The organism is Pseudoduganella aquatica (assembly GCF_020865585.1).
Taxonomy (GTDB): Bacteria; Pseudomonadota; Gammaproteobacteria; order Burkholderiales; family Burkholderiaceae_D; genus Rugamonas; species Rugamonas aquatica_A.
Genome location: NZ_CP086370.1, coordinates 6,259,701 through 6,285,124 on the forward strand (window position 1 = coordinate 6,259,701; position 25,424 = coordinate 6,285,124).

Sequence of the window (25,424 nt, forward strand, 5' to 3'; positions counted from 1 at the left end):
ACACGTTATCTGACATGACTCATCAAGCAAATCTCTTTGACGAACCGGCGCCGGTGGAACCGGCCGCCACCCCGGCCACCGCCACCGCCGAAATCGACCTGACCGATGCGGCCGACGGCGCTGCAGACACCATTGAAACCATCGCGGACGTGATCGCCGCAAGCGGCGACGGCGACGGTGACGGCAATGGCGGCGACGGCGGCGACGGTGGTGATGACGGCGACGATGGCGATGGCGGCGACGGCGGCGAAACGCTGATCCTGTCCACCTTCGCCGAGCGCGCCTACCTCGACTACGCCATCTCCGTGGTCAAGGGCCGCGCCCTGCCGGACGTGTGCGACGGCCAGAAGCCGGTGCAGCGCCGCATCCTGTACTCGATGAATGAACTGGGCCTGGGCCACACCGCCAAGCCGCGCAAGTCCGCCACCGTGGTGGGCGACGTGCTGGGTAAATTGCACCCGCACGGCGACCAGTCGGTGTACGACGCGCTGGTGCGCATGGCGCAGGACTTCTCGCTGCGCTACCCGCTGATCGACGGCCAGGGCAACTTCGGCTCGCGCGACGGCGACGGCGCCGCCGCGATGCGCTACACCGAAGCCCGTTTGACGCCCATCTCGCGCCTGCTGCTCGACGAAATCGACCAGGGTACGGTGGACTTCCAGCCCAACTACGACGGCTCGTCCGAAGAACCGAGCCTGCTGCCGGCGCGCCTGCCCATGGTGCTGCTGAACGGCGCCTCCGGCATCGCCGTGGGCCTGGCCACCGAAATCCCGTCGCACAATCTGACCGAGGTGGCGCAGGCCGCCGTGGCCATGATACGCAACCCCAAGATCAGCCACGACGAACTGATGGCGCTCGTGCCGGGTCCGGACTTCCCGGGCGGCGGCCAGATCATCACCCCGCCTTCGCAGATCCGCGACATGTACGCCTCCGGGCGCGGCAGCATGAAAGTGCGCGCGCGCTGGAAGATAGAAGAACTGGCGCGCGGCCAGTGGCAGGCCGTGGTCACCGAACTGCCGCCGGGCACCTCCTCGCAGAAGGTGCTGGAGGAGATCGAAGAACTGACCAACCCCAAGGTCAAGCTGGGCAAGAAGGCGCTGTCGGCCGACCAGCTGGCGCTGAAACAGCTCATCCTCGGCTCGCTCGACACCATCCGCGACGAATCGGGCCGCGCCGCGCCGGTGCGCCTGGTGTTCGAACCGAAGTCCAAGAACCAGGACCAGACCGAGTTCATGCTGATGCTGCTGGCGCACACCTCGCTCGAATCGTCCGCCTCGATCAACCTGGTGATGATAGGCAGCGACGGCCGCCCGCGCCAGAAAGGCATCGGCGACATCATCAGCGAATGGATCGGCTTCCGCTTCGAGACCGTCACCCGCCGCACGCAGTTCAAGCTGAAGAAGGTGGACGACCGCATCCATATCATGGAAGGCCGCGAGACCGTCCTGCTGAATATAGATGAAGTCATCCACATCATCCGCAATTCGGACGAGCCGAAGGCGGCGCTGATCGAGCGTTTCAGGCTGTCCGACCGCCAGGCCGAAGACATCCTTGAGCTCCGCCTGCGCCAGCTGGCGCGCCTGGAAGCGATCAAGATCCAGCAGGAACTGGCCGAGCTGCGCAAGGACAAGCAGACCCTGATGGACCTGCTGGAAAACCCTTCGTCGATGAAGCGCCTGATCATCCGCGAAATCGAGTCCGACGCCAAAGCCTACGGCGACGCGCGCCGCACGCTGATCGAAGAAGCGCAGAAAGCCGTGGCCGAGCAGAAGGTGGTGGACGAACCGGTCACCGTCATCATCTCGGAAAAAGGCTGGATACGCGCCCGCACCGGCATAGGCCACGACAAGACCCAGTTCACCTTCAAGGTGGGCGACTCGCTGCACGACGCCTTTGAATGCCGCACCGTGGACACCCTGCTCGGCTTCGGCGACAACGGCAAGGTGTACTCGGTGCCGGTGGCCGCGCTGCCGAACGCGCGCGGCGACGGCGTGCCGATCACCACCCTGGTCGACCTGTCTAGCGGTGCCCGCATCAAGCACTACTTCACCGGTCCGGCCAGCACCCAGCTGCTGCTGTCCTCCAGCGCGGGCTTCGGCTTCATCGCCAAGGCCGGCGACATGGTCAGCCGCCTGAAGGGCGGCAAATCCTTTATCACGCTGGATGAAGGCGACCTGGTGCTGCCGCCGTCGGTGGTGGCGGAAGACGCCAGCGCGGTGGCCGCGCTGTCGGAAAAAGGCCGCCTGCTGGTGTTCGGCATGGCCGAGATGAAGACGCTGACCAACGGCGGACGCGGCGTGATCCTGATGGAGCTCGATCCGAAAGAGAAGCTGCTGTCGGCGGCCGCCATCAGCCAGAAAGGCGTGATCGTGCACGGCACCATGGCGGCCAAGCCGCGCGAGCTGGAAATGTCCGGCAACTTACTGGCGCCGCACTTCGGCAAGCGCGCCCGCAAAGGCAAAGAGCTGATCCAGCGCATCAAGGCATCCTCGCTGGCGCCGAAATAAGCTGCTGCAAAACGCATTGAGCCGCATTCGGGGTCTCCCCCGAATGCGGCTCAATTCATTGACGGACGCTTATTTGACGGTAGCTGCCTTGACGTCGGCGGCGGCTTTCGCTTTCACCTCGTTGGTCTTGGCGGCGGCGATGGCTTTGTCTTCCATCGCTTCGGCTTTTTCTTTCGCTACCTTGGCGTCGGCCTTGGCGGTAGTCTTGTCGACGTTGGCGTTGGCGGCGGCCATTTTCTTGTCGGCCTTGGCTTCGGCTTTCACCTTGTCTTCAGGGTCGGCCTTGGCGACCTTTTCTTCGCCCTTCATATGGGTCTTCTCGGCCTTGGCGTGCGCCTTGGCGACTTTTTCGTCAGCCTTGGCCTGGGCTTTGGCTACATCCTGGTCGGCCGCAGCGTCTTTTTTCATTTCCTTGGCTTCTGCTTTGGCAACCGTTTTTTCAGCCTTGGCCTGGGCCTTGGCAACGTCGGCGGCCGGGGCTGGGGTTTGCGCCATGGCGGCGCTAGCGAACAGACCTGCGATCAGGGTGGCAATCAGCTTATTCATGGTATGGACCTTTCAGTTGTTTTCTGGGATGTGCATATTTCTTGTCACGGATCCAGAATATGCCCACACGCCCTGCCCATCTGTACGCTAGCGCACTCAGTAGTTGTATCAATCGTTACCAAACGTTTTAGCGCTGCTTTCAGCGCGAGTCGCGCGAGTACAGGTCTATCGTGGCGCTGACCGCTTCGCTGCACACGGCGCAGAACTTCTCGCTGCGGTCGAACATCAGGCATTGCTGCGCCGGGCGGTAGTAGCCGGTGGCCTCGTAGTTGGCGCCTTCGAAGGCGCCCACTTCGTGCTTGTGCGGCGCGGCCGAGAACAGCTTGCTGGTGTAGGCCAGGTCTTCCTTGAACAGCGCGCTCATTTCGGACTCGGGACGGTTGGCCTTGCGCAGCGCGGCGCGCGTCTTCTGGTATTCGCGCGAATGCGCTTCGTATTCGGCCTTGGGCCACGGCGTGGGCAGCGGCGTGGCGGCGTTCACCAGGTGCTTCCATTTGAGCTTGGCCGGGTCGCGCAGCGCCGTGGCGTTGGGCTCCCACGGCTCCACCCGCTCGCCTGTGGACTGGTAGGCCACCGGCGAGGTGTAGTACTCGTCCGCCAGGCCGGCGAAGTGGTGGCCGAATTCGTGCACGAACAGGTAGTTGGCCCAGTCGCTATTGGCCGCCGCAGTGCTGAACTGGCCGTAGATGCCGCCGCCGCCGTAGGTGTCGTTGTTGACCAGGATTTCTATGAATTCATATGGCGCGTGCTGGGCGATGTCGCGCAGGGCGCGGTTGTCCAGCGCCAGCACATAGCGCTCGCTGCCGAAGATATCGTAGCGGGTGCCCAGCGGCGAGGCGTGGTGAACGCCGGTGGAGGGACGCGATACGCCGGACTCCTGGGTCGGCACGGCCAGGCCCCACACATTGAAGTCCCTGGCGCGCTCCTTGAACGGCGATACGCTGAACAGGTAGTCCGCCAGGCGGCGCGCGGTGGCTTCGAACTTGGCCATGTCGGCCTTGTTGTAGCCGTCGCCCAGTATCAGCAGGTCCACCTTGTCCGGCGACGGGCCGCTGACGCGGATGGGGATCGGCTTGGCGGGCGCGGGCTCCTGCTTGCGCACCACGTCCTGCGCGTCGGTGTCCACTTCCACGCTCCACACCACGGAGAAGGCGTTGCGCTCGTCGCGCTTGAGGATGCGCACTTTCACCGGGCGGTCCGGCTTGGGGAAACGCACGGATTCCTGGAAGCCCCGGCTGGTCTTCTGCGCTTCCTCGGTGCTGCGCCATTCGCCGAAGATGGTGGAGAAGCCGCGCGAATACAGCAGGTCGCCGGTCTTGGCGTCCACCACTTCCACGCGGTTCACGCCCCGGTCGGTGTCGTCCAGGTTGCGCGAGAGCTTGCCGGCCCACGGCAGCGGCTCGATCACCACGCGGTCCATGGCGTACTGCTCGTTCAGGGCGTTGCCTGTGTGGAGATAGTCCAGCCGCACGGTGGCGGGGGGCGCTGCGAACGCGGCGGATGAGAGCAGGAGCGCCGCGCCGAGCAATGCGGCGCGGGCCTTGGTGGTGAGGGTCATGGCTGGTCCTTGTACCGGGTTGTGTGCCGGTATTCTAAGGCAGCCCACGCCAAATTTAGTTCTTGTATTTGTACAGCGGACGTTGCACTTCTATGGGGCGGATGTCGAGCCGCAGGTTGAGGATGGAATACGCTTCCACCACCGACGACAGGTAGCCCGTGCTTTCCGGCGTCTTGGAGAAGCGGAACTCGAAGCCGATCTCCGGCGCCGTGCCGCGCGGGTCGCCGCTGGCGATGCCGATGGCGTCCTGCTGGTCGCTGTCGATCAGCTTTTCCATCAGGTCCACCACGGCGCTGTTGCCCAGGATGTCGTTGCTGAACACCGCCCCGCGCCGCACCGGCCGCGTGTTGTCCAGCCGCCCGTCGGCCTTGTCCGGCGCCGGCGTGAAGGTCTGGGTGGCGATGTTGAACTTGTCGCCCCTGTCCAGGTAGCTGATCAGGATGTTGCTGACGTTGAAGGCGCTCGATTCGGAATCCATGGTGGCGTGCGACAGGTCCAGCAGCATGGCGCCTCGGTAGCCGATGATCTCCACCTCGCGCTTGGCGTTGACCACCATGGCGCTGTTCTCGTCGATGCCCAGGCCGAGCTGGTAGCCCTTCTTGAGCATGGCCGGGATCATGCGCGCGAAGCGGCCGCGTATCAGCAGGTGCTGGTCGACGAAGATGTCGTCGCCGATGAAGCCCAGGCCGGGCGCGATGTCCTTGCCGTCCGCCACGCCCTCCTGCAGCGTGGCGAGCACGCGGCGCGCGTCGTAGAACATGGTGCTGCTCATGATGGCCGCGCCGGCGCTGGTGCCGGCGATGACGCCGCCGCGCCGGTAGATGTCCCAGATCGCGTCCAGCGCCGCCGTGCGGGTGCCGTCCGCGCGCACCAGTGCCTGCGTGATGCGGCCCTGGTCGCCGCCGGCGAAGTACACGCCGTCGGCGCGCCGCACGCGGTCGGCCAGGGTCATGTCGTCGGCCGCCTTGCGGTAGTCGCTATTGGCCAGCTTGACGGCGATGGGCACCAGGAAGGGGTCGGCGCCGTAGCGTTTCAAATAGCCGATGATGGCCTGGCCAGAACGCTCCGGCGTGCCTGCGGCCGAAGGAAATACCGCGATGCGAGCGCCCTTGCCGCCGGCCAGCTGCACGATGCGCTGCCAGATGTCGGCATTGTCGCCGCGCAGGCCGCCGCCGATGATGACGAGCGAACCCTTGGGCTGCGCCGGCTCGGCCGCATGGGCGTGCATCGGGGCGCCGAAGATGGCGTACCAGAGCAGGGAAAAGCGGCCTACGCTATGAATCAAAGTCTTGAGTACACCCATATCCGGTCCGTTTTGCGAGAAATTGCGTGGAGAAGCACCGGCACCGGTACCTCTTGCTTGCAAATATACATCAAATGAGCATAATCCCCCGATACCTTATCGATCGGGCCACCGCCATGCGAACCGCTAACCACACCATCAAGCACCCCATTTCAGCCCCCCACAGCAGCGCCCAGTTCGAACTGACCAGCTACCGCTATGGCACGCCCGGCGCGGGCAAGAAGGTCTATATTCAGGCCGCGCTGCACGCGGACGAAGTGCCCGGCATGCTGGTGGCGCAATTCCTGCGCAAGCGGCTGGAGGCGCTGGACGCGGCGGGCAAGGTGCGGGGCGAGATCATCCTGGTGCCGGCGGCCAATCCCATCGGCCTGTCGCAGGCCATCCACGGCGCGCCCTTCGGCCGTTTCGACCTGACCACCGGCGTGAATTTCAACCGCGCCTACAAGCATGTGGCGGAGGAGCTGAAAACCTCGCTGGCGGGCTTGCTGGGGCCGGACGCGGACGCCAATGTGCGCACCATCCGCCAGCACGCGCTGGCATCGGTGGCGGCCTGGCAGCCCAAGTCCGACGGCGAGGCGCACAAAAAACTGCTGCTGGAGATGGCGATTGACGCCGATATCGTGCTCGATCTGCATTGCGACAACGAGGCCGTGCTGCACATCTACGCCGGCACGCCGCTGGCGGACGCGATTGCGCCGCTGGCACGCCTGATGGGCGCGCACGCGGTGCTGCTGGCCCTGGCGGCGGGCGGCGAGCCCTTCGACGAGGCCTGCAGCCGTTTGTGGTGGGACTTGCAAGCGCACTTCGGCGACGCATTCCCGATTCCGCCCGCCTGCCTGTCCACCACCGTGGAGCTGCGCGGCGAAATGGACGTGAGCTACGAGCTGGCGGAGCAGGACGCGGACGCGCTGGTGCGCTTCCTGGCCCACGCCGGCGTGCTCGATGCGGAAGTGGGCGAGCTGCCCGCGCCGCTGTGCGAGGCCACGCCGCTGGAAGGCGTGGAACCCATCCTGGCGCCGCATGCGGGGGTGCTGGTGTACAAGCGCGAGATGGGCGAGAAGCTCAAGGCGGGCGACGCGGTGGCGGACGTGATCGACGCGGCCAGCGGCGCCGTCACCACGGTGTGCTGCACGGTGGACGGCGTGCTGTTTGCGCGCACCGCGCACCGCCATGTGCTGCGCGGCTGGAACATCGGAAAAATCGCGGGCGCGCAGGCGTTCCGTTCCGGCGACCTGCTCAGCCAGTAACCCTTTCAAGGCCCACATGAAACTGCGCATCCCCAATACCTACGTCCTGGTCTTCGCCATCCTGGCGCTGATCGCCCTGGCCACCTGGCTTATCCCCGGCGGCAAGTACGACACCCACCTGGTCAACGGCAAGCAGCTGATCAATCCGGCCACCTTCCACTACATAGACAGCAAGCCGCAGGGCTTTGCGGCGCTGATGATGGCGCCCATCAAGGGTTTCGCGGAAGCGGGCCTGATCATCGGCTTCATCCTGATTGTGGGCGGCACGTTCCAGGTGCTGCACAAGACCGAGGCCATCGACGCGATGATCAAGTCCATCGCCAAGGCCTACACGCATTCCTCCTTCGTGCGCGCGGCGCTGATCCCGGTGTTCATCACGCTGTTCTCGCTGGGCGGGGCCACCTTCGGCATGAACGAGGAGGCCATCCCGTTTATTCTCATCTTCGTGCCGCTGGCGCTCGCGCTGGGCTACGACACCATCACCGGCGTATCCATCCCCTTCCTCGGCTCGCAGGTGGGCTTTGGCGCGGCCTTCCTGAATCCCTTCAACGTCGGCATCGCGCAGGGCATCGCCGGCATACCGGTGTTCTCCGGCATGAGCTACCGCCTGATCTGCTGGGTGGTGGCCACCGCCATCACCGCCGCCTTCATGATGTGGTACGCGGCGCGCATCAAGCGCAATCCGGAGCTGAGCCCGACCTATGTGCTGGACCAGGCCAAGCGCAAGGAAAGCCACCTGGACCTGAGCAGCTTCGAGGGCATGACGCTCAAGCACAAGGTGGTGCTGGCGATTTTCGCCGCCTCGCTGCTGGGCATGGTGGTGGGCGTGGTGAAGTTCGACTGGTATATCGAGCAGATCGCCGCGCTGTTCATGGTGATGGGCATCGTGATCGGCCTGATAGGCGGGCTTGATTCGGACGAGCTGGTGGGCGCCTTCATCCAGGGCGCAAAAGACCTGGTGGGCACGGCACTGGTGATCGCGCTGGCGCGCGGCACCATGATTTTGGCGCGCGACGCCAACATCATCGACACCATGCTGCATGGGCTGCTGCCGCTGGTGCAGTCGTCCAGCCCCGTGTTCGCGGCGCATAAGATGTTCGGCATCCAGACCGTGATCAACTTCTTCATCCACTCCGGCACCGGCCAGGCATCGCTGACCATGCCCATCATGGCGCCGCTGGCGGACCTGGTGGGCGTCACGCGCCAGACGGCGGTGCTGGCCTTCCAGTTCGGCGAGCTGACCACGCCCATGATCCCGACCTCCGGCATCACCGTGGGCGTGCTGGCCCTGGCCCGCGTGCCCTGGATTACCTGGGCCAAGTGGATGGTGCCGCTGCAGCTGATCTACGCGGTGATGGCGCTGCTGCTGCTGATTCCGCCCTGCCTGATGCATTGGCAATAATTGGCGGGTTACGGCTGCGCCCAACCCGCCCTACCCGTTCGGAAGCAACCCTTACACCGTAGGGCGGGTTAGCACGCAGTGCGTAACCCGCCGGAGCCGCCCGGGGCTCAACGCTGCAGATAGACGTCCGGAACGTAGCGCTCCATCAGCGTCTGCGGACGCCGCGGGGGCGCGAAGCCGAATTTGGCATACAGGCCGTGCGCATCGCTGGTGGCGAGACTGAAGCGCCGCAGCCCCTGCAGCTCGGGATGCGCCATGACGGCCGCCACCAGGCGCTTGCTGTGGCCCAGCCCACGGTGCTCCGGCAGCACGAACACATCCACCAGGTTGGCGAAGGTGGCGCCGTCCGTAATCACGCGGGCAAAGGCGATCTGCTTGCCGTCTTCATAGCCGCCGAAGCACAGCGAATTGGCGATCGCCTTTTCCAGCAGCGCCAGCGGCATGCCCACGGCCCAGGTGGAGCGCTCGCTCAGGAATCCATGTATCAGCGCGATGTCGAGCGCCGCCTTGTCCGTGCTGATAATCAATGCTTGCCCTTCAAGTAGCGCTCGGGGAGCGGGTTCTTGTCCGTTTCGGCCTGCCACACCAACGACTGTATCCACCAGCGCTGGCCGTCGTTGACCAGCTGGATGCTGTTCATGCCGCGCTGGAAGGGCTTGGCCTCGTCCGGCGCGTGGCGCGATTCGTAGGTGCTGAATATGTGGGCGATCTGGCCGAAGGCCTCGGTCGTGCGCGCCAGCTCCGTTTCGTAAAAGCCTTCCTTGGCGAATACCGGCGTCACGCGCGAGATGTAGTCGGAGACCGTGAGCACGCGGGTGGTGATCTCGCCGCTCTTGTTCACGCCGTGCACCACCATGCGGCCTTCGGGAGCGAACAGGCTGCGCAGGCGCTCCCAGTCGCGCGGCGCGCCGGCGGCGCCGGAAATGGTGCCGTACAGCGCGGACAGCATGCCGTCCAGCGTCTTCAGTTCGGGGGCGATCGCCTGGGCGGCGCCGTCGTCGGCCGCTGCTGCGGCGGAAGTGGCTGCGGCTGGAGCGGCGGCTGCGGTGGCCTCCCCGGCCGAGGCGGCCGCGCAGGACAGCGCGCCCGCCATTAAAACGCACAACAAGCTGGCTTTGGCTGGCTGTTTCATGTTCTGTTCTCCCCATTCTTCATGCCGCCATGATCGGCGATTTCGGCCCGCCTGTCACGCCCGTGGAAGCCCGGAATCGGTGGGATGGCCCAACCTTGTTTATAATCGTCGCAAATCCGCACGCCCACCCTCTCAAAAAAATCATGACTGATCAATTCTCCAAGAAGGGCGAAGCCTGGTCCGCCCGCTTCTCCGAACCAGTTTCCGACCTCGTCAAGCGCTATACCGCTTCTGTATTTTTTGACAACCGCCTGGCCAAGGCCGACATCCAGGGCTCGCTGGCGCACGCCGGCATGCTGGCTGCCCAGAAGATCATCAGCGCGGCCGACCTGGCCGACATCCAGCGCGGCATGGCGCAAATCAGCCAGGAAATCGAAGCCGGCCAGTTCGAATGGCTGCTGGACCTGGAAGACGTCCACCTGAACATCGAGAAACGCCTGACCGAGCTGGTAGGCGACGCGGGCAAGCGCCTGCACACCGGCCGTTCCCGCAACGACCAGGTGGCCACAGACATCCGCCTGTACGTGCGCTCCGCCATCGACGACGTGACCGGCCTGCTGAACCAGCTGCGCGGCGCCCTGACCGACCTGGCCGAACAGCACACCGACACCATCCTGCCCGGCTTCACCCACATGCAGGTGGCGCAGCCGATCACCTTCGGCCACCACATGCTGGCCTACGTTGAAATGTTCGGCCGCGACGCCGAGCGCATGGCCGACTGCCGCAAGCGCGTGAACCGCCTGCCGCTGGGCGCCGCCGCGCTGGCCGGCACCACCTTCCCCATCGACCGCCTGCAAGTGGCGAAAACGCTGGGCTTCGACGACGTGTGCCACAACTCGCTGGACGCCGTGTCGGACCGCGACTTCGCGATTGAATTCACGGCGGCGGCCTCGCTGATCATGACGCACGTGTCGCGCATGTCGGAAGAGCTGATCATCTGGATGAGCCCGCGCGTGGGCTTTATCGACATCGCCGACCGTTTCTGCACCGGCTCGTCCATCATGCCGCAGAAGAAAAACCCGGACGTGCCGGAACTGGCGCGCGGCAAGACCGGTCGCGTGTACGGCCACCTGATGGGCCTGTTGACCCTGATGAAAGGCCAGCCGCTGGCCTACAACAAGGACAACCAGGAAGACAAGGAACCGCTGTTCGACACCGTGGACACGCTGATGGACACGCTGCGCATCTTCGCCGACATGGCCGGCGGCATCACCGTCAAGCCGGAAGCGATGCGCGCGGCGGCCCTGCAGGGCTACGCCACCGCCACCGACCTGGCCGACTACCTGGTGAAGAAAGGCCTGCCTTTCCGCGACGCGCACGAAGCCGTGGCGCACGCGGTGCGCGCCTGCGTGGACCTGGGCATCGACCTGTCCGAGATGTCGCTGGAGCAGCTGCAAGCGTTCTCCAAGCTGATCGAGCAGGACATCTTCCAGGTGCTGACCCTGGAAGGCTCCGTGGCCGCGCGCGACCACGTGGGCGGCACCGCGCCGAACCAGGTGCGCGCAGCCATCGCCCGCGTGCGCGGACAGCTGGGCAACTAAGCGCCAGCATTGGCGGGTTACGGCTTCGCCTAACCCGCCCTACGCAGAGCATCCGTCCTCATTCCTTCGTAGGGCGGGTTAGCACGCAGTGCGTAACCCGCCATCACTGCGCCACCAGGCGCGACAGCACGGCAATGGCGGCGCCGGTCTGGCGCTGCTCCAGCAGTATGGTCAGCTCGGTGTGGGTGCAGATCATGTTCACCAGGTTGATCTTATCCCACGCCAGCTTCTTCAGTATGCCATGGTAAATCCCCGGCATATTGAAGGTCTCCGGATCCAGGTGCAGCGTCACCGCGTTCAGGCTTTCCAGCCGCGCCAGCTGGCGCTCGGTGACGAAGACTTCGTCTATGGCGCTCGTCAGCGAGCGGCTGCACACCACCATCACCTCATGGATGCCGCGCGTGACCGACACGAACGCGCCCTGCCTAGTCGCCACTTCCGCCAGCAGCCTGCGGTGGCATTCATAGGTGTTCTCCGAATAGCGGAAGGTGTACATGGTGAGGTCGGTGCGGGTGGTCAGCTCGCCCGTCTTGCGCGCCAGCGACAGCTCGCCGTGCGCGGCCGCCTCCTGCTGCGGCAGGCGCTCCGCCACGCGCCGCAGCGCCATCACCACGGCCGCCTGTCCCACAGGCTTCCACAGGTCCGTTTCCAGCTGCGGCTGCAGCTGCCGCGCGAGTTCCGACAGATTGATCAAGCCGCGTCCCAGCCCCTCCGTGAGGAAGGGAGACTCCATGACGATCCGCTCAACTTTGGTAGATATCGAGAGCATGGCAAACCACAAAAAAAAAGCTGTCCCTGCGCACCTGGCCACGGGTTGGGCGAAGGCGCGCGACGGCGCCGCGCTTGCCGGATTGCGGCAGGCGGCGTATGGATGTGCTGGATGAGGCTGCGGGGCTTTGTGCGGTCCGGTCTTGCCGGTCCATGCCCTCTCTTGCCCTGGGGATGTTGGCCTAAGTCGGCGGTGGTGGCGCTGTGCGTTTGCTCATGTTCTCTGCTCCCTGTGGTTCCCGGTGCGCGTCGTTTTTATCGGGCCTGGCCCTGCGCTTTGTGCTCCTAGTGTAGATCGCAACATTAAGACTTTGCAACCCGCGCGCGCTGCGGAAGCGGCCAATGTGTCGCGCAGGTGACGAAAATAGAGTGTTACATCTAGTTCGTTGTAAGCGCCACACAGTATCGGGCCAAAAGCCGCCTATCGTGCGCCATCACTAGCAATTGCCAAGCCAATTCAACGCCCGGCGGGCGTGCAACTTTGTCCCAAATTTAACAAATCCCGCCCGCGCGACTCATTTCTCAAGTTTTTTGACTTGCCCCCCGGCCCAGGAATAGTGTCGCAGCGCTGGCCCATGCCAGAACCACCTACGCCCTCTGGAGAGAAGATGAATCTACGTAAGAACCTGCTTGCCGCATCCATCGCCACCCTGCCGATGATGCTCGCCCACGCCGCCGGCCCGCAAATGATGGCCGCCCCCGTCGCACAGACCTCTCCACAAGAGAGCGCAGGCCTGGCTGCCAAGCTGGCCAACCGTCCCAGCTCGGCAGGCCTGGGCATGCAGCACGGCTTCGCCATCGCCGGCCAGCACCCCGGCGTGGCCGGCACCAAGATCACCCGCGCCCGGCACACCTACAACGGCCTGCGCGTGTTCGGCTCCGAGTCCGTGGTCGTCACCGACGCGGCCGACAACATCGTCAGCGAATCCGTGTCCGACCGCCGCGCCGGCCTGAACGCGGCGCGCGGCGTGGCCGCCAACGGCGCGCGCACCGGCGCGCCCGACCTTACCCCTGCACTGAGCGGGGCCGACGCCATCGCCGCCGTGGTGCGCAGCGTGGCGCCGAACGGCGTGCACCGCTGGGCGCCGCAGGCCGAACTGCTGATCTATCCGGTCATGAAATCGGTGCGCGTGGCTGCGGCCGTGAACAAGGCCGAAGCGGCCCTGAACGCCACCGACCTGGAAGACGTGGTGGACCACTACGAGCTGGCCTACCTGGTGAAAACCCGCATGGCCGACAGCCGCAAGCGCGTGCTCTACCACGACACCGTGGTCAACGCGAAAACCGGCGCCGTCATCGCGCAGTGGGAAGCGCTGCAAACCGTGGTCGGCTCGGGCAAGAGCCAGTACAACGGCACCGTGCCGATCAACACCACGCTGTCCGGCAGCACCTACCAGATGAAGGACGCCACGCGCGGCGTGGGCGGCACCTTCGGCGGCATGGCCATCACCAACGCCAACCACGCGCCGGAAAGCAATCCGACGCCCGGCACCATCTACACCAACAGCACCAACACCTGGGGCGACGGCCTGCAATACGTGAGCGGCGGCAGCACCACCAGCGCCAACGGCCAGACCGCCGCCGTGAACGCGCTGTGGGGCCTGATGAACACTTACGACACCATGAAGAACACGCTGGGCTGGCAGTCGCTGGACGGTAACAACACCGCCACCTACATCGCCGTCCACGTGGACAACAACTACGACAACGCCTTCTTCGACCCGAACTGCAAATGCATGTACATCGGCGACGGCGGCTCGTCCTTCAACAACCTGGGATCGATCGACGTGATCGGCCACGAGATGGGCCACGGCGTGATCGACGCCACCTCCAACCTGACCTACTCGGGCGAGTCCGGCGGCCTGAATGAATCGGGCGCCGACATCGCCGGCGAAATGACCGAGGCCTATGCGCGCGCGGGCGGCACCGGCAGCGTGATACCGGCCACCGGCAACGACTGGGTGATGGGCCAGGAGATCTCGAAGAGCGGCCAGCCGCTGCGCTGGATGTACAAGCCCAGCAAGGACGGCAGCAGCCCGAACGCGTGGAGCAGCACGCTGAAGAACCTGAACGTGCACTACAGCAGCGGCCCGAACAACCGCATGTTCTACTTCCTGTCGCAAGGCTCGAACGCAAGCTCCGGCAGCGACTACTACAGCTCCTACCTGACCAAGCAGCCGCTGGCCATGACCGGCGTGGGCAACGACAAGGCCTACCGCATCTGGTTCAAGGCCGTGACCACCAAGTTCACCTCGTCGACCAACTACGCCGACGCGCGCACCAAGATGATCGCCTCGGCCGAGGAACTGTACGGCGTGGGCAGCAAGGAAGCCACCGCCGTCAAGCGCGCCTACGCGGCCATCAACGTCGGCACCGACGTGGATGAAACCACCGGCGGCGGCGGCGGCACCAGCGTCGAGCGCATCACCAACGGCGGCTTCGAGTCGGGCGCCACCGGCTGGGCCGGCAGCACCGGCGCCATCGGCGCCTTCAGCGGCCAGACCGCCTATGAAGGCACGCGCTTCGCCTGGCTGGGCGGCAACGGCACCACCGCCACCGAAACGCTGACGCAGGCAGTCGCCATCCCGTCGGCCGCCACCGCCGCCACGCTGAGCTTCGCGCTGCATATCGACACCGCTGAAACGACCACCAGCACCGCCTACGACAAGCTGACGGTGACGGTGAAAAACAGCAGCGGCGCGGTGCTCGGCACGCTGGCCACCTACTCCAACCTGAACAAGGCCACCGGCTACCAGACCCGCAGCTTCAGCCTGCTGCCGTACAAGGGCCAGACGGTGACGCTGTCCTTCGCCATGACGGAAGACTCGTCCGCCCAGACCTCCTTCGTGGTGGACAAGGTCAGCGTACTCACCCAGTAAGCGCTCCCTCCTCCAGAACTGATATCATCGCCGCCATCAATTCTGGAGGACTCGGCATGACCATAGGCGTAGGCGGTAAAACAGCGGAGCAGGCACTGGCGAGCCTGTCGGACATGACGGCGGGCGCGGTCCCGATCGCCAAGGAGGAGCACCTGCAGCGCATCGCCCGCGCCCAGGCCTTCATGCGCGACCAGGGCATCGCCGCCATCTATATCAACGCGGGCGCCAACCTGCTCTACTTCACCGGCACGCGCTGGCACGCCAGCGAGCGCATGGTGGGCGCCATCCTGCCGGCGCAGGGCGCGCTGGAATACATCGCCCCCGCCTTCGAGGAAAGCACGCTGCTGGACTTCATGCTGGTGGAGGGCAAGGTCAACGGCTGGCAGGAGCACGAAAGCCCCTACCAGCTGTTCGTCGACACCCTGGCCGGCATGGGGATTGCGGCTGATGCCGGCCAGCCGCCGCGCGTGGGCATCTGCGAAAGCGCGGCCTTCTTCATCTACGACGGCATACGCCCGCTGGCCGCGGGCTACGCGCTGGAAAACGCGCGCACGGTGACGGCGCACTGCCGCACCCGCAAGTCCTCCGCCGAGATCGCGCTGATGCAGCGCGCCAAGGACATGACGCTGGCCGTGCACGTGGCCACCGCCAGCATGCTGCGCGAGGGGATCACCACCACCGAAGTGGAACAGTTCATCACCGCCGCGCACCGCAAGGTGGGCGCGCCCGGCTCGTATTTCGTCATCGTGCTGTTCGGCGAGGCCACGGCCTATCCGCACGGCGTGAGCTATGTGCAGACGCTCAAGCAGGGCGACACGGTGCTGATCGACACCGGCTGCAAGCTGCACAACTACATCTCCGACATCACGCGCACCTATGTGTACGGCGAGCCGAGCGCGCGCCAGCGCAGCGTGTGGGACAGCGAGAAGAAAGCCCAGGCGGCCGCCTTCGCCGCCGCGCAGCTGGGCGTGCCCTGCGAACAGGTGGACCAGGCGGCGCGCCGCTCGCTGGAGGCGGACGGCTACGGCCCGGGCTACAAGCTGCCCGGCCTGCCGCACCGCACCGGCCACGGCATCGGCCTGGACATCCATGAATGGCCCTACCTGGTGGGCGGCGACACCACCCCGCTGGCGCCGGGCATGTGCTTCTCGAACGAGCCCATGATCTGCATCCCCGGCGAATTCGGCGTGCGCCACGAGGACCACTTCTACATGACCGACGCCGGCCCGCGCTGGTTCACCGAGCCGGCGCACAGCATCGACGATCCCTTCGGCCTGAGGCGGGAAAACCACGCATCCCCCAGTTAGTGGATGTTTTATTGACAATCATGCCTTATCCTTGGCGGATGTCTGCGGCGACCAGCCGCCTTCTGCCCAAGGATACGCATGAAAGCCCTGACCCGCGCCGCGCGCTGCACCGTGGCGGCATTGCCGCTGCTGCTGGCCGCTTGTAACAATAGCCAGGACGACGGCAGCGCCGCCGCCCCCACCCTGCTGGCCAGCACCGGCCAGGTCACCGTCAAGGCCAGCAGCCCGGTGAGCCACTACGCGGCGGCCCGCTTCGCCGACCAGGTCAGTTTCGGCGCCACGCCGGCGCTGGTGGCAGAAATAGAAAAACTCGGCTTCGAGGCCTGGATAGACGCGCAGTTCGCGCTGCCGGTGCCGCACCACGACACCAGCCCCGTTGCCCACTACGACGACCAGGTGCGGGCGCAGGCCGAAGCGGCCAACCGCTACTTCGAAAACGCCAACCTCACGGCCATGATCGCGCGGCCGGACCAGCTGCGCCAGCGCGTGGTGTGGGCCATGTCGCAGTGGATCGTCGTATCGAGCAACAAGGTGCAGGAGTACGCCACCCTGACCTGGATCAATCTGCTCAACGACAACGCCTTCGGTAACTACGGCGCCCTGCTGCGCGCCGTGAGCACCAGCCCGCCGATGGGGGTCTACCTGGACAACCTCTCGAACCGGCCCAAGTCCGACGAATGCCCGTGGTGCGCGCCGAATGAAAACTACTCGCGCGAACTGATGCAGCTGTTTTCGCTGGGGGTGGTCAAGCTCAACCTCGACGGCAGCATCCAGCGCGACGCCAGCAACCGGCCGCTGGAAACCTACACCCAGCAGGACGTGGAGGCGATGACGCGCGCCATGACGGGCTGGCAGATGGCCAAGAACGTGCCCAGGGGCGACTACACCGGCTTCGACGGCGTGCTGATACCCGACCCGTGGACGGCCGCGCACGACCGCGAAGCCAAGACGCTGCTCGGCACCACCATTCCGGCCGGCCAGAGCACCACCCAGGACATGGAGGCGGCAATCGACGTCCTGATGGGGCACCAGAACATCGCCCCCTTCGTCAGCCTGCGCCTGATCCAGCACCTGGTCACCAGCAATCCCTCGCCGGCCTATCTGCGCCGCGTGGCCACCGTGTTCCGCGACAATGGCAAGGGCGTGGCCGGCGACATGAAGGCCGTGCTCAAGGCGGTGCTGCTCGACACCGAAGCGCGCAAGGGCGACACCCTGGGCGCGGACTCGCTCTCCTTCGGCAAGATGCGCGAACCGGTACTGTGGTACACCGGCATGCTGCGCGGCATGGGCTGCACCGCGCCGCTGCGCTGGGACGCCACGCCGGAGTACCCGCTGCCCGGCATCGCCAAGCCCAGCGTCCAGTCGCCCTTCATGCAGTCCAGCGTGTTCAGCTACTACATGCCGACCGACCGCGCCCCCGGCAGCAACCTGCTGGCGCCGGAGCAGCGCCTGCTCAACGCCGAGGAGCTGTCGGGCCGGATCGGCGGCTACGGCATGCAGACGGCTTCGCGCCTGAGCAATGCCGGCTGCCAGGTCGATCCCTTCATCAAGGCGCTGAGCAGCTCGCCGCGCGCCTTTATCGACCTGATGAGCGAACGCTATTTCAGGGGCGCCATGCCGCAGACGCTGCGCCAGAATCTGCAGGACCTGACCGCCACCCCCAACGGCAATACGCCGCTCGAGAAAACCATGCCGCTGCTGCAGTACGCGCTGGCCACCCCTTACTATGGAGTGATACGCTGATGGACCGCCGCCACTTCCTGCGCCTGAGCGCAGCCGCCCCCACCCTCGGCCTGATCGGCGGGGCCAGCCTGCTCGGCGCCAGCGCCAGCGCCGCCGCCGACGACTACCGCGCCGTGGTCTGCCTGTTCCTCACCGGCGGCAACGACGGCTTGAACAGCCTGGTGCCCACCGACGGCGCCTACAGCGACTATGCCACCGCCCGGCCCGCGCTGGCGCTGCCCAAGGACAGCCTGACCGCGCTGTCCGGCTCCACCGCCGGCCACAGCTTCGGCATGAATCCCGCGCTGGCGCCGCTGGCGCCGCTGTACAACCAGGGCCGCCTGGCCTGGATACTGAACGCCGGCCCGCTGGTCAAGCCGGCCACCGCGCGCCAGGTGCTGGATCACAGCGTGGCGGTGCCGTCCTTCCTGCTCTCGCACAGCGACCAGGTGATGTGGCAGCAGGGCTGGCTGGGCGACACCGACGGCAGCGGCTGGGCCGGACGCTCGCTCGAGCTGCTGCCCTCCTCGCTGCGCAACCCGGTCAACGCCATCACCATGAACACCGAGCGCACGCTGGTGCTGGGCCGCAATTCGCCGGTGTCCTACCTGAGCGCCTGGGATTCGCGCTGGTGGGGCACGGCCGACCTGGCGCAGCCGCAGCTGCCCGGCACGCAGGCGCTCAACCGCATGGCGCAGTGGCAGTTCGCCAACCAGTACGAGGCCGAGTACGCGCGCACCTTCGGGCGCAGCGTGTCCGAGTCCACCATCTTCACGCAGGCGGCGCTGAACGCGCCCGCCCCCTCGGCCAACTTCGACGACAACGACCTGGGACGCATGCTGCGCAAGCTCGCCACGCTGCTGCCGGTGTTCAAAAAGCGGGGCTACAAGCGCCAGGTCTTCCTGGTGCAGTGGGGCGGACTGGATACGCACAGCGGCCAGCGCGGCAGCGCGGCTACCAGCCAGGACGCGCAGCTGGCCGTGGTGGCGCGCGCGCTGGCCGCCTTCGACAAGGCCAACCAGGCCTCCGGCGTGGACCAGAGCGTGGCCACCGTCATGATGTCCGACTTCGGCCGCACCTTGCGCCAGGCCTCCGGCGGCGGCAGCGACCACGCCTGGGGCAACCACTGGTTCGTGATGGGCGGCCCGGTGGCCGGCGCCCAGGCCTACGGCACCCTGCCCACGCTGACCTTGGGCGGGCCGGACGACGGCGACGCCAACGGCGACGGCCGCTTCGTGCCCACCACCTCGACCGACCAGGTGGGCGCCACGCTGATGAAGTGGATGGGCGTGCCCGCCGCGCAGCTGACCAGCGCCTTTCCCAACCTCGCCAATTTCAGCACCCAGACCCTCAACTTCCTGCACGGCTGATACGCAATGGATATCAAACTCACCAACGGCAAGGACGTCTATACCCAGACCGACAAGGAAGCCTGGGACACCTACTGGGGCCTGGAGGGCGACGACACCATCAAGGTCTACCAGGGCGGCGTGGTGGGCGGCCCCGGCAACGACAGGATAGAACGCATCGCCACCGGCGACAGCTGGCGCAGCGTCGCCGTCAACTACTGGGACACCTGGCAGTCCATCTACGTGGACCTGACGGCCGGCTACGCCGACGACAACTGGGGCGGGCACGACACGCTGATCGGCATCGACAGCGTGAGCTTTGGCTGGGAAGGCGGCATCGGCATCGGCAACGCCAACCAGAACGTGTTCTACCTGGGCGGAGGCGGCCTGCACACCATAGACGGCCGCGCCGGCGACGACACCTTCTGGCTGCCCCAGTTCGACAACGGCAGCCGCGCCGACTTCATCTTCGACGTCGCCATCGACGGCAAGACCGCCACCATCACCAACACCGCGCAGCCGAAGTTCATGGCGGTGGTCAGCAATTTCGAGCGCTTCGGCTATGGCGGGGACTGGAACGTCACCTATGAACTGAGCAGCCTGATCAAGCCGTCGGACATGGCCACGAAAGGCTTGGTGGCGGCCGACGCCAACCGCTGGAACGCCGCCGGCGCGCTCGGCACCGCCGTGGAAGTGAGCTACAGCTTCGTCACCAAGGCGCCCGCCAGCGGCGTGGGTGCGAGCGGCTTCCGCACCTTCTCGGCCAGCGAGCGGGCCGCCGTCAAGGCCATCCTGGACGCGGCCGCAGCCGCCACCGGCTTGAGCTTCAAGGAAGTCGCCGAAGACGGGAGCGCGGTGGGGCAGCTGCGCTTTGGCGCCAGCCAGCAGGTGGCCACCAAGGGCCTGGGGACGCTGCCGGGCGTGGGCGGCGACAGCGCCGGCGACGTCTGGATCGACATCGAAACCCTGCTGCTGATGCAGCCCGGCCAGGAAGGCTACGCCGTGCTGCTGCATGAAATCGGCCATGCGCTGGGCCTGCGCCATCCGCGCAACGTGGAAGCGGGCGACAACTACGCGTCCCAGATGCTGGCCGCCAACGACGTCACCGGCCTGACCGTGATGTCGCAGACGGTCTCGCCGGACGGCCTGTACCCGGCCTCCTGGGGCGCGTACGACATCGCCGCGCTGCGCTATCTGTACGGCGCGAAGCAGGTCGCCACCGGCGACAATGTCTACCTGCTCGGCACGGCCGACTTCCAGTCCCAGCGCGGCCTGGTGGACGACGGCGGCATCGACACGCTGGACGCCTCGGCGGCCAGCACCGGCGCCACCATCGACCTGGTGGGCGGACACCTGAACAGCGTGGGCGTGACGGCCGGCGGCGTGGGCGCCAGCGGCAATCTGTCGATTGGCGTCGATACGCTGATCGAGAACGCCGTGGGCTCGCGCTACGACGACGTCCTGCTGGGCAATGCGCTGGCCAACCGCCTCACCGGCGGCAAAGGCAACGACTGGATCGACGGCGCCGGGGGCGAGGACGCGGCGGTCTTCGCCGGCCTGCGCGGCGACTACCTGATCAGCACCGGCTACGGCAAGGTCTTCGTCACCGCGCGCGACGGCGCCTCCGGCTTCGACACGCTGCTCAACACCGAAATCCTGGCCTTCGGCGACCAGACCATCACGCTGGGCAAAAGCGCGCTGGGCGCCGACCTGGCGCTGGCGCTGGACCAGAACACCAGCAGCAGCGGCCAGCTGCCCGACCCGAGCGACCAGGCCCGCGCCACGGTGTCCTATGCGCTGTCGAAAACCCCGGCCAACGGCACCGCCGTGGTGAAGGCGGACGGCAGCTTCACCTACACGCCCAAGGCCAACTTCAGCAGCACCGACAGCTTCGACTACATCCTCACCGACCAGCAGGGCGGCAACAATACCTACACCGTGTTCGTGACGGTGCGCGGCCTGGGCGGCCTGCAGGCCGGCGGCGAAGGCAACGACACGCTGGGCGGCCTGGCCACCAGCGACATCATCAACGGCGAAGGGGGCAACGACCGCATCGTCGCCAGCGCCGGCTATGACGAGATCGACGGCGGCGCCGGCACCGACAGCATCGTCTACGCCGGCAAGGTGGCCAGCCATGCGGTGGAACAGGACGGGCTGCGCTGGACCCTGCGCAAGCCGGACGGCCAGGGCACGGACACCCTCGCCAACGTGGAGCGCTTGATCTTCTCGGACGGCGCGCTGGCGCTCGACCTGGACGGCATGGCGGGACAGACCTACCGGCTATACCAGGCCGCCTTCGACCGCAAGCCCGATGTGGCGGGCCTGGGCTACTGGCTGGCGGTGCTGGACGGCGGCACCGGCATGCAGAGCGTGGCGCAGGGCTTCCTGCAGTCGGCCGAGGCGGTCAAGCTGTACGGGGCCAATCCCAGCAACGCGGCCTTCGTCGACAAGCTGTACCAGAACGTGCTGCACCGCCCGGCGGACGACAGCGGAAAGGCCTACTGGACCGGCGTGCTGGCCAATGGCTGGGCCACCCGCGAGACGGTGCTGACGGGATTTTCGGAGAGCCCGGAAAACCAGGCGCAGGTGATTGCCGCGATTTCGCACGGCATCGCCTATACACCCTTCGGCTAGCCTGCTCAGGCTTTCTTGGACACCAGCGTGAGGATGTCGTAGCTGGCCACCAGTTCCTCGTTCTGGTTGGTCACCTGCACGTCCCACGCCACCACGCCCTGGCCCAGGCCTTTGTCGTCGGTGCGGTTGCGGTCCACCTTGCGCTTGCAGGTCAGGCGCGCGCGGATGGTGTCGCCGATGGCCACCGGCGTGATGAAGCGCAGGTTGTCCAGGCCGTAGTTGGCCAGCACCGGTCCCGGCGCGGGCGACACGAACAGGCCCGCAGCGGCCGACAGCACGAAGTAGCCGTGCGCAATGCGCTTGCCGAACTGCGTGTCCTTGGCGGCGATATCGTCGAAGTGCATGTAGAAATAGTCGCCCGACACGCCGCCGAAGTTGACGATGTCCGCCTCGCTCACGGTGCGGCGATGCGTCAGCAGCGAGTCGCCGATTTTCAGGTCCTCGAAGTGGCGGCGGAACGGGTGCACTTCGCTTTCGTTCACGGCCGCGCCGCGCACGTATTCGCCCGTCACGGCGGCCAGCATGGTCGGCGAGCCTTGCACCGCTGCGCGCTGCAGGAAGTGGCGCACCGCGCGGATGCCGCCCAGCTCCTCGCCTCCGCCCGCGCGGCCGGGGCCGCCGTGCTTGAGCTGCGGCAGCGGCGAGCCGTGGCCGGTGGAATCCACCGCCGATTCGCGCTCCAGGATATGCACGCGGCCGTGCGAGGCTGCCGCCACCGGCACCGCGTACGCCGCCGTCTTCGGATCCTTCGTCACCAGGGTGCTCACCAGGCTGCCCTTGCCGCGCGCGGCCAGCTCCAGCGCCTCGTCTATGCCTTCGTAGGTCATCATGGTGCTGACCGGGCCGAAGGCTTCCACGTCGTGCACCGCGTCGTTGCTGCCGGCGTTGCGGCACAGGACCAGCGTGGGCGAGAAGAAGGCGCCTTCCGCCACGCCTTCGCCTATCAGCTTGTAGCCGTCCTTCTCGCCGAACACGATCTCGTTGCCCGCCGCGAGCAAGGCCACGCGCTCTGCGACATCCCTCTGCTGGTCTTTCGAGGCCAGCGCGCCCATGCGCACGCCTTCCACCGACGGGTCGCCGATGGTGACTTTGGACAGGCGTTCGCGCAGGCGTTCGGCCACCGCGTCCACGCGGTCTTTCGGCACGATGATGCGGCGGATGGCGGTGCACTTCTGGCCGGCCTTGCCGGTCATCTCGCGCGCCACTTCCTTCACGAACAGGTCGAACTCGGGATCGTCCGGCGTCACGTCCGGCGCCAGGATGGCGCAGTTCAGCGAATCGGCTTCGGCTGTGAACGGCACCGAGTTGGCGATCAGGTTGCGGTTGGTGCGCAGCTTGGCGGCGGTGTCGGCCGAGCCGGTGAAGGTCACCACGTCGGCGCCGCCCAGGCGGTCCAGCAGGTCGCCGGTGCTGCCGATCACCAGCTGCAGCGCGCCCTCCGGCAGCAGGCCGGATTCATGCGCCATGCGCACCACGGCTTCGGTCAGGTAGCTGGTGGCGGTGGCGGGTTTGCCGATGCAGGGCATCGCGGCCAGGAAGCTGGGCGCGAATTTCTCCAGCAGGCCCCAGATGGGGAAGTTGAAGGCGTTGATGTGCACCGCCAGGCCGCCGCGCGGCACCAGGATGTGGGTGCCGGCAAAGCCGCCGCGCTTGCCCAGCGCAATGGCCGGACCTTCATGCAGCACATTGGACGAAGGCAGCTCGCGGCTGCCCATGCTGGCGTAGGCGAACAGGGTGCCGATGCCGCCCTCCACGTCCACCCAGCTGTCGGCGCGGGTGGCGCCGGTGAGGTGGGAAATCTTGTACAGCTCTTCCTTGCGCTCCATCAGGTACATGGCCAGCGCCTTCAGGCGCTGCGCGCGCTGCTGGAAGTCCAGCTTCATCAGGCCCGGCACGCCGGTCTTGCGGGCATAGGCGACGGCTTCGCTGAAGTCGATGGCTTCGGCGTGGGTATGGTAGATCAGGCTGTTGTTCAGCGCGCTGTGCAGCGGGGTGGCCGCTTCCTTGCCGTGCCAGCGGCCGGCGATCAGGCTTTGCAGAGTTGGTGCCATTCGATTTCTCCAGTCTATTTATTCGGTTGCGTTCTTGTGCTGATGCAGCGGCAGCGAGGACTCCCACTGCATGCGCTGGCGGTCCGGCTCCACCTCGGTCAGCGCCACGGTCTCGCGCATGGTGGCGAGCGAGCGTACGCTCAGCTCCTGGTATTGGGCCGTGCCGGACGTCTTCCAGCTGATTTCGTTGTCGCTCACCTGGCGGATGATGCGCGCCGGCGTGCCCACCACCATGGAGCGCGGCGGCACCACCATATTGGCCTTCACGAAGCTCATCGCCGCGACGATGCTCTCGGCGCCGATGACGGCGTTGTCCATGATGACCGAGTTCATGCCCACCAGCGCGTTGCGGCCGATGCGGCAGCCGTGCAGCACGGCGCCGTGGCCGATATGGCCGTCCACTTCCACCACCGTGTCCTCGCCGGGGAAACCGTGCATAATGCAGCCGTCCTGCAGGTTGGAACCCTCCTCCAGGATCAGGCGCCCGAAGTCGCCGCGCATGGACGCGTGCGGCCCCACGTAGCAGCGCGGGCCGACGATGACGTCGCCGATCAGCACCGCGCTTGGATGCACATAGGCGGTGGGATGGACCACCGGCGTGATGCCGTTCATTTCATATACTTTGACCATGCTTGCTCCTTGTTCGGCGGGTTACGGCTGGCGCCTAACCCGCCCTACGAGTATTCGCAGATGTTCGGTACAACGTAGGGCGGGTTAGGCGGAGCCGTAACCCGCCATTACATCCCCAGATAGGCGCTTTGCACCTGTTCGTTCTTCAGCAGCTCCGGCCCGGGACCGGACAGGATGATGGCTCCCGTCTCGATCACATAGCCCACGTCCGCGATGGACAGCGCCGCGTGCGCGTTCTGCTCCACCAGGAAAATGGTGATGCCCTGGTCGCGCAGGCTGGCCACGATGCGGAAGATCTCCGCAATCAGCAGCGGCGCCAGGCCCATGCTGGGCTCATCCAGCAGCAGCACGGACGGCCTGCCCATCAGCGCGCGCGCCATGGCCAGCATCTGCTGCTGCCCGCCGGACAGCGTGCCCGCCAGCAGTGACCGTTTCTCCCGCAACACCGGGAACAGCTGGTACATGCGTTCCATGTCCGCCGCCACCTCGCCCTTGGGCCGCGTGTAAGCGCCCAGCAGCAGGTTGTCCTCCACCGACATGGGGCCGAACACCTGGCGCCCTTCCGGCACCTGGCAGATGCCGGCGCGCACGCGCTTGTCCGCGCTGGCGCGGCTCACGTCCTGGCCGCTGAAATGGATGCTGCCGCCGCTGATGGGCTGCACGCCGGAGATGGCGCGCAGCAGCGTGGTCTTGCCCGCGCCGTTGGCCCCCACCAGCGCCACCAGCTGCCCCTGGCGCACTTCGATGTCGATGCCGTGCAGCGCCTGGATGCGGCCATAGTGGCTGGTCAGCCCTTTGATTTCGAGCACCAGCGGCTTCACCGTCACGTCGGTATTGTTTGTCATGGC

The 25,424-nt window shown here is 66.4% G+C and carries 19 protein-coding genes; 10 read left to right on the top strand and 9 right to left on the bottom strand.

The annotated features are described in order from the left end of the window. The first annotated feature begins 14 nt into the window (after nt 1-14). Nucleotides 15-2,507, top strand: coding sequence for a DNA topoisomerase IV subunit A (parC, locus tag KT882_RS27920; protein WP_228893844.1), 2,493 nt, complete (start codon nt 15-17; stop codon nt 2,505-2,507). 69 nt (nt 2,508-2,576) lie between these two features. Here parC and KT882_RS27925 read toward each other — a convergent pair whose 3' ends face one another. The 3 genes from KT882_RS27925 to KT882_RS27935 all read right to left on the bottom strand — a co-directional run bounded on the left by KT882_RS27925 (nt 2,577) and on the right by KT882_RS27935 (nt 5,914). Next, nucleotides 2,577-3,053, bottom strand: a complete 477-nt coding sequence (locus tag KT882_RS27925) for a hypothetical protein (protein ID WP_161072780.1) — start codon at nt 3,051-3,053, stop codon at nt 2,577-2,579. Between the two features lie 139 nt (nt 3,054-3,192). Further along, complete coding sequence (locus KT882_RS27930) at nt 3,193-4,611, bottom strand: IgA Peptidase M64 (RefSeq protein WP_228893845.1); 1,419 nt, start codon at nt 4,609-4,611, stop codon at nt 3,193-3,195. Nucleotides 4,612-4,666: 55 nt separating this feature from the next. Continuing rightward, nucleotides 4,667-5,914 (bottom strand): cyanophycinase, encoded by a 1,248-nt coding sequence (locus tag KT882_RS27935; RefSeq protein WP_161072782.1) that lies wholly within the window; start codon nt 5,912-5,914, stop codon nt 4,667-4,669. Between the two features lie 116 nt (nt 5,915-6,030). On the opposite strand from KT882_RS27935, the gene KT882_RS27940 reads away from it, so the two are divergent. Both KT882_RS27940 and KT882_RS27945 read left to right on the top strand, forming a co-directional pair. Beyond that, entirely contained in the window at nt 6,031-7,161 is a 1,131-nt protein-coding gene (locus KT882_RS27940) for a succinylglutamate desuccinylase/aspartoacylase family protein (protein WP_228893846.1), read from the top strand. 16 nt (nt 7,162-7,177) lie between these two features. Continuing rightward, nucleotides 7,178-8,563, top strand: coding sequence for a YfcC family protein (locus KT882_RS27945; protein WP_228893847.1), 1,386 nt, complete (start codon nt 7,178-7,180; stop codon nt 8,561-8,563). Nucleotides 8,564-8,670: 107 nt separating this feature from the next. On the opposite strand, the gene KT882_RS27950 is transcribed toward KT882_RS27945, so the two are convergent. Next, entirely contained in the window at nt 8,671-9,090 is a 420-nt protein-coding gene (locus KT882_RS27950) for a GNAT family N-acetyltransferase (RefSeq protein ID WP_228893848.1), read from the bottom strand. Next, on the bottom strand, nt 9,087-9,695 hold the full coding sequence (locus KT882_RS27955) for a hypothetical protein (RefSeq protein ID WP_228893849.1): 609 nt from the start codon (nt 9,693-9,695) through the stop codon (nt 9,087-9,089). Before KT882_RS27955 ends, KT882_RS27950 begins: the two co-directional genes overlap by 4 nt. Before the next feature lie 143 nt (nt 9,696-9,838). On the opposite strand from KT882_RS27955, the gene argH reads away from it, so the two are divergent. Next, nucleotides 9,839-11,236: an argininosuccinate lyase gene (gene argH, locus KT882_RS27960; RefSeq protein WP_161072785.1), complete on the top strand. Its 1,398-nt coding sequence runs from the start codon at nt 9,839-9,841 to the stop codon at nt 11,234-11,236. A gap of 103 nt (nt 11,237-11,339) precedes the next feature. Here argH and KT882_RS27965 read toward each other — a convergent pair whose 3' ends face one another. After that, nucleotides 11,340-11,969 carry a hypothetical protein gene (locus KT882_RS27965; RefSeq protein WP_228893850.1) on the bottom strand — a complete coding sequence of 210 codons (630 nt, stop codon included), beginning with the start codon at nt 11,967-11,969 and terminating at the stop codon, nt 11,340-11,342. Here KT882_RS27965 and KT882_RS27970 point away from each other — a divergent pair. The 6 genes from KT882_RS27970 to KT882_RS27995 all read left to right on the top strand — a co-directional run bounded on the left by KT882_RS27970 (nt 11,968) and on the right by KT882_RS27995 (nt 21,895). Then, nucleotides 11,968-12,120: a hypothetical protein gene (locus KT882_RS27970; RefSeq protein ID WP_187358724.1), complete on the top strand. Its 153-nt coding sequence runs from the start codon at nt 11,968-11,970 to the stop codon at nt 12,118-12,120. The genes KT882_RS27965 and KT882_RS27970 overlap by 2 nt on opposite strands. A 492-nt stretch (nt 12,121-12,612) precedes the next feature. After that, nucleotides 12,613-14,883 (top strand): M4 family metallopeptidase, encoded by a 2,271-nt coding sequence (locus KT882_RS27975; protein WP_161072787.1) that lies wholly within the window; start codon nt 12,613-12,615, stop codon nt 14,881-14,883. A gap of 56 nt (nt 14,884-14,939) precedes the next feature. Continuing rightward, nucleotides 14,940-16,190: a M24 family metallopeptidase gene (locus KT882_RS27980; RefSeq protein ID WP_228893851.1), complete on the top strand. Its 1,251-nt coding sequence runs from the start codon at nt 14,940-14,942 to the stop codon at nt 16,188-16,190. A 78-nt stretch (nt 16,191-16,268) separates the two neighbouring features. Beyond that, nucleotides 16,269-17,933: a DUF1800 domain-containing protein gene (locus tag KT882_RS27985; protein ID WP_161072789.1), complete on the top strand. Its 1,665-nt coding sequence runs from the start codon at nt 16,269-16,271 to the stop codon at nt 17,931-17,933. Beyond that, complete coding sequence (locus KT882_RS27990; RefSeq protein ID WP_161072790.1) at nt 17,933-19,282, top strand: DUF1501 domain-containing protein; 1,350 nt, start codon at nt 17,933-17,935, stop codon at nt 19,280-19,282. Before KT882_RS27985 ends, KT882_RS27990 begins: the two co-directional genes overlap by 1 nt. 6 nt (nt 19,283-19,288) lie before the next feature. After that, complete coding sequence (locus KT882_RS27995; RefSeq protein ID WP_161072791.1) at nt 19,289-21,895, top strand: DUF4214 domain-containing protein; 2,607 nt, start codon at nt 19,289-19,291, stop codon at nt 21,893-21,895. A gap of 5 nt (nt 21,896-21,900) precedes the next feature. On the opposite strand, the gene paaZ is transcribed toward KT882_RS27995, so the two are convergent. From paaZ to KT882_RS28010, 3 genes are all read right to left on the bottom strand, one after another. Next, nucleotides 21,901-23,946, bottom strand: coding sequence for a phenylacetic acid degradation bifunctional protein PaaZ (paaZ, locus tag KT882_RS28000; RefSeq protein ID WP_228893852.1), 2,046 nt, complete (start codon nt 23,944-23,946; stop codon nt 21,901-21,903). Nucleotides 23,947-23,964: 18 nt separating this feature from the next. Next, on the bottom strand, nt 23,965-24,576 hold the full coding sequence (locus KT882_RS28005; RefSeq protein ID WP_161072793.1) for a phenylacetic acid degradation protein PaaY: 612 nt from the start codon (nt 24,574-24,576) through the stop codon (nt 23,965-23,967). A gap of 107 nt (nt 24,577-24,683) precedes the next feature. Continuing rightward, complete coding sequence (locus KT882_RS28010) at nt 24,684-25,421, bottom strand: ABC transporter ATP-binding protein (protein ID WP_161072794.1); 738 nt, start codon at nt 25,419-25,421, stop codon at nt 24,684-24,686. Nucleotides 25,422-25,424 lie beyond the last annotated feature (3 nt).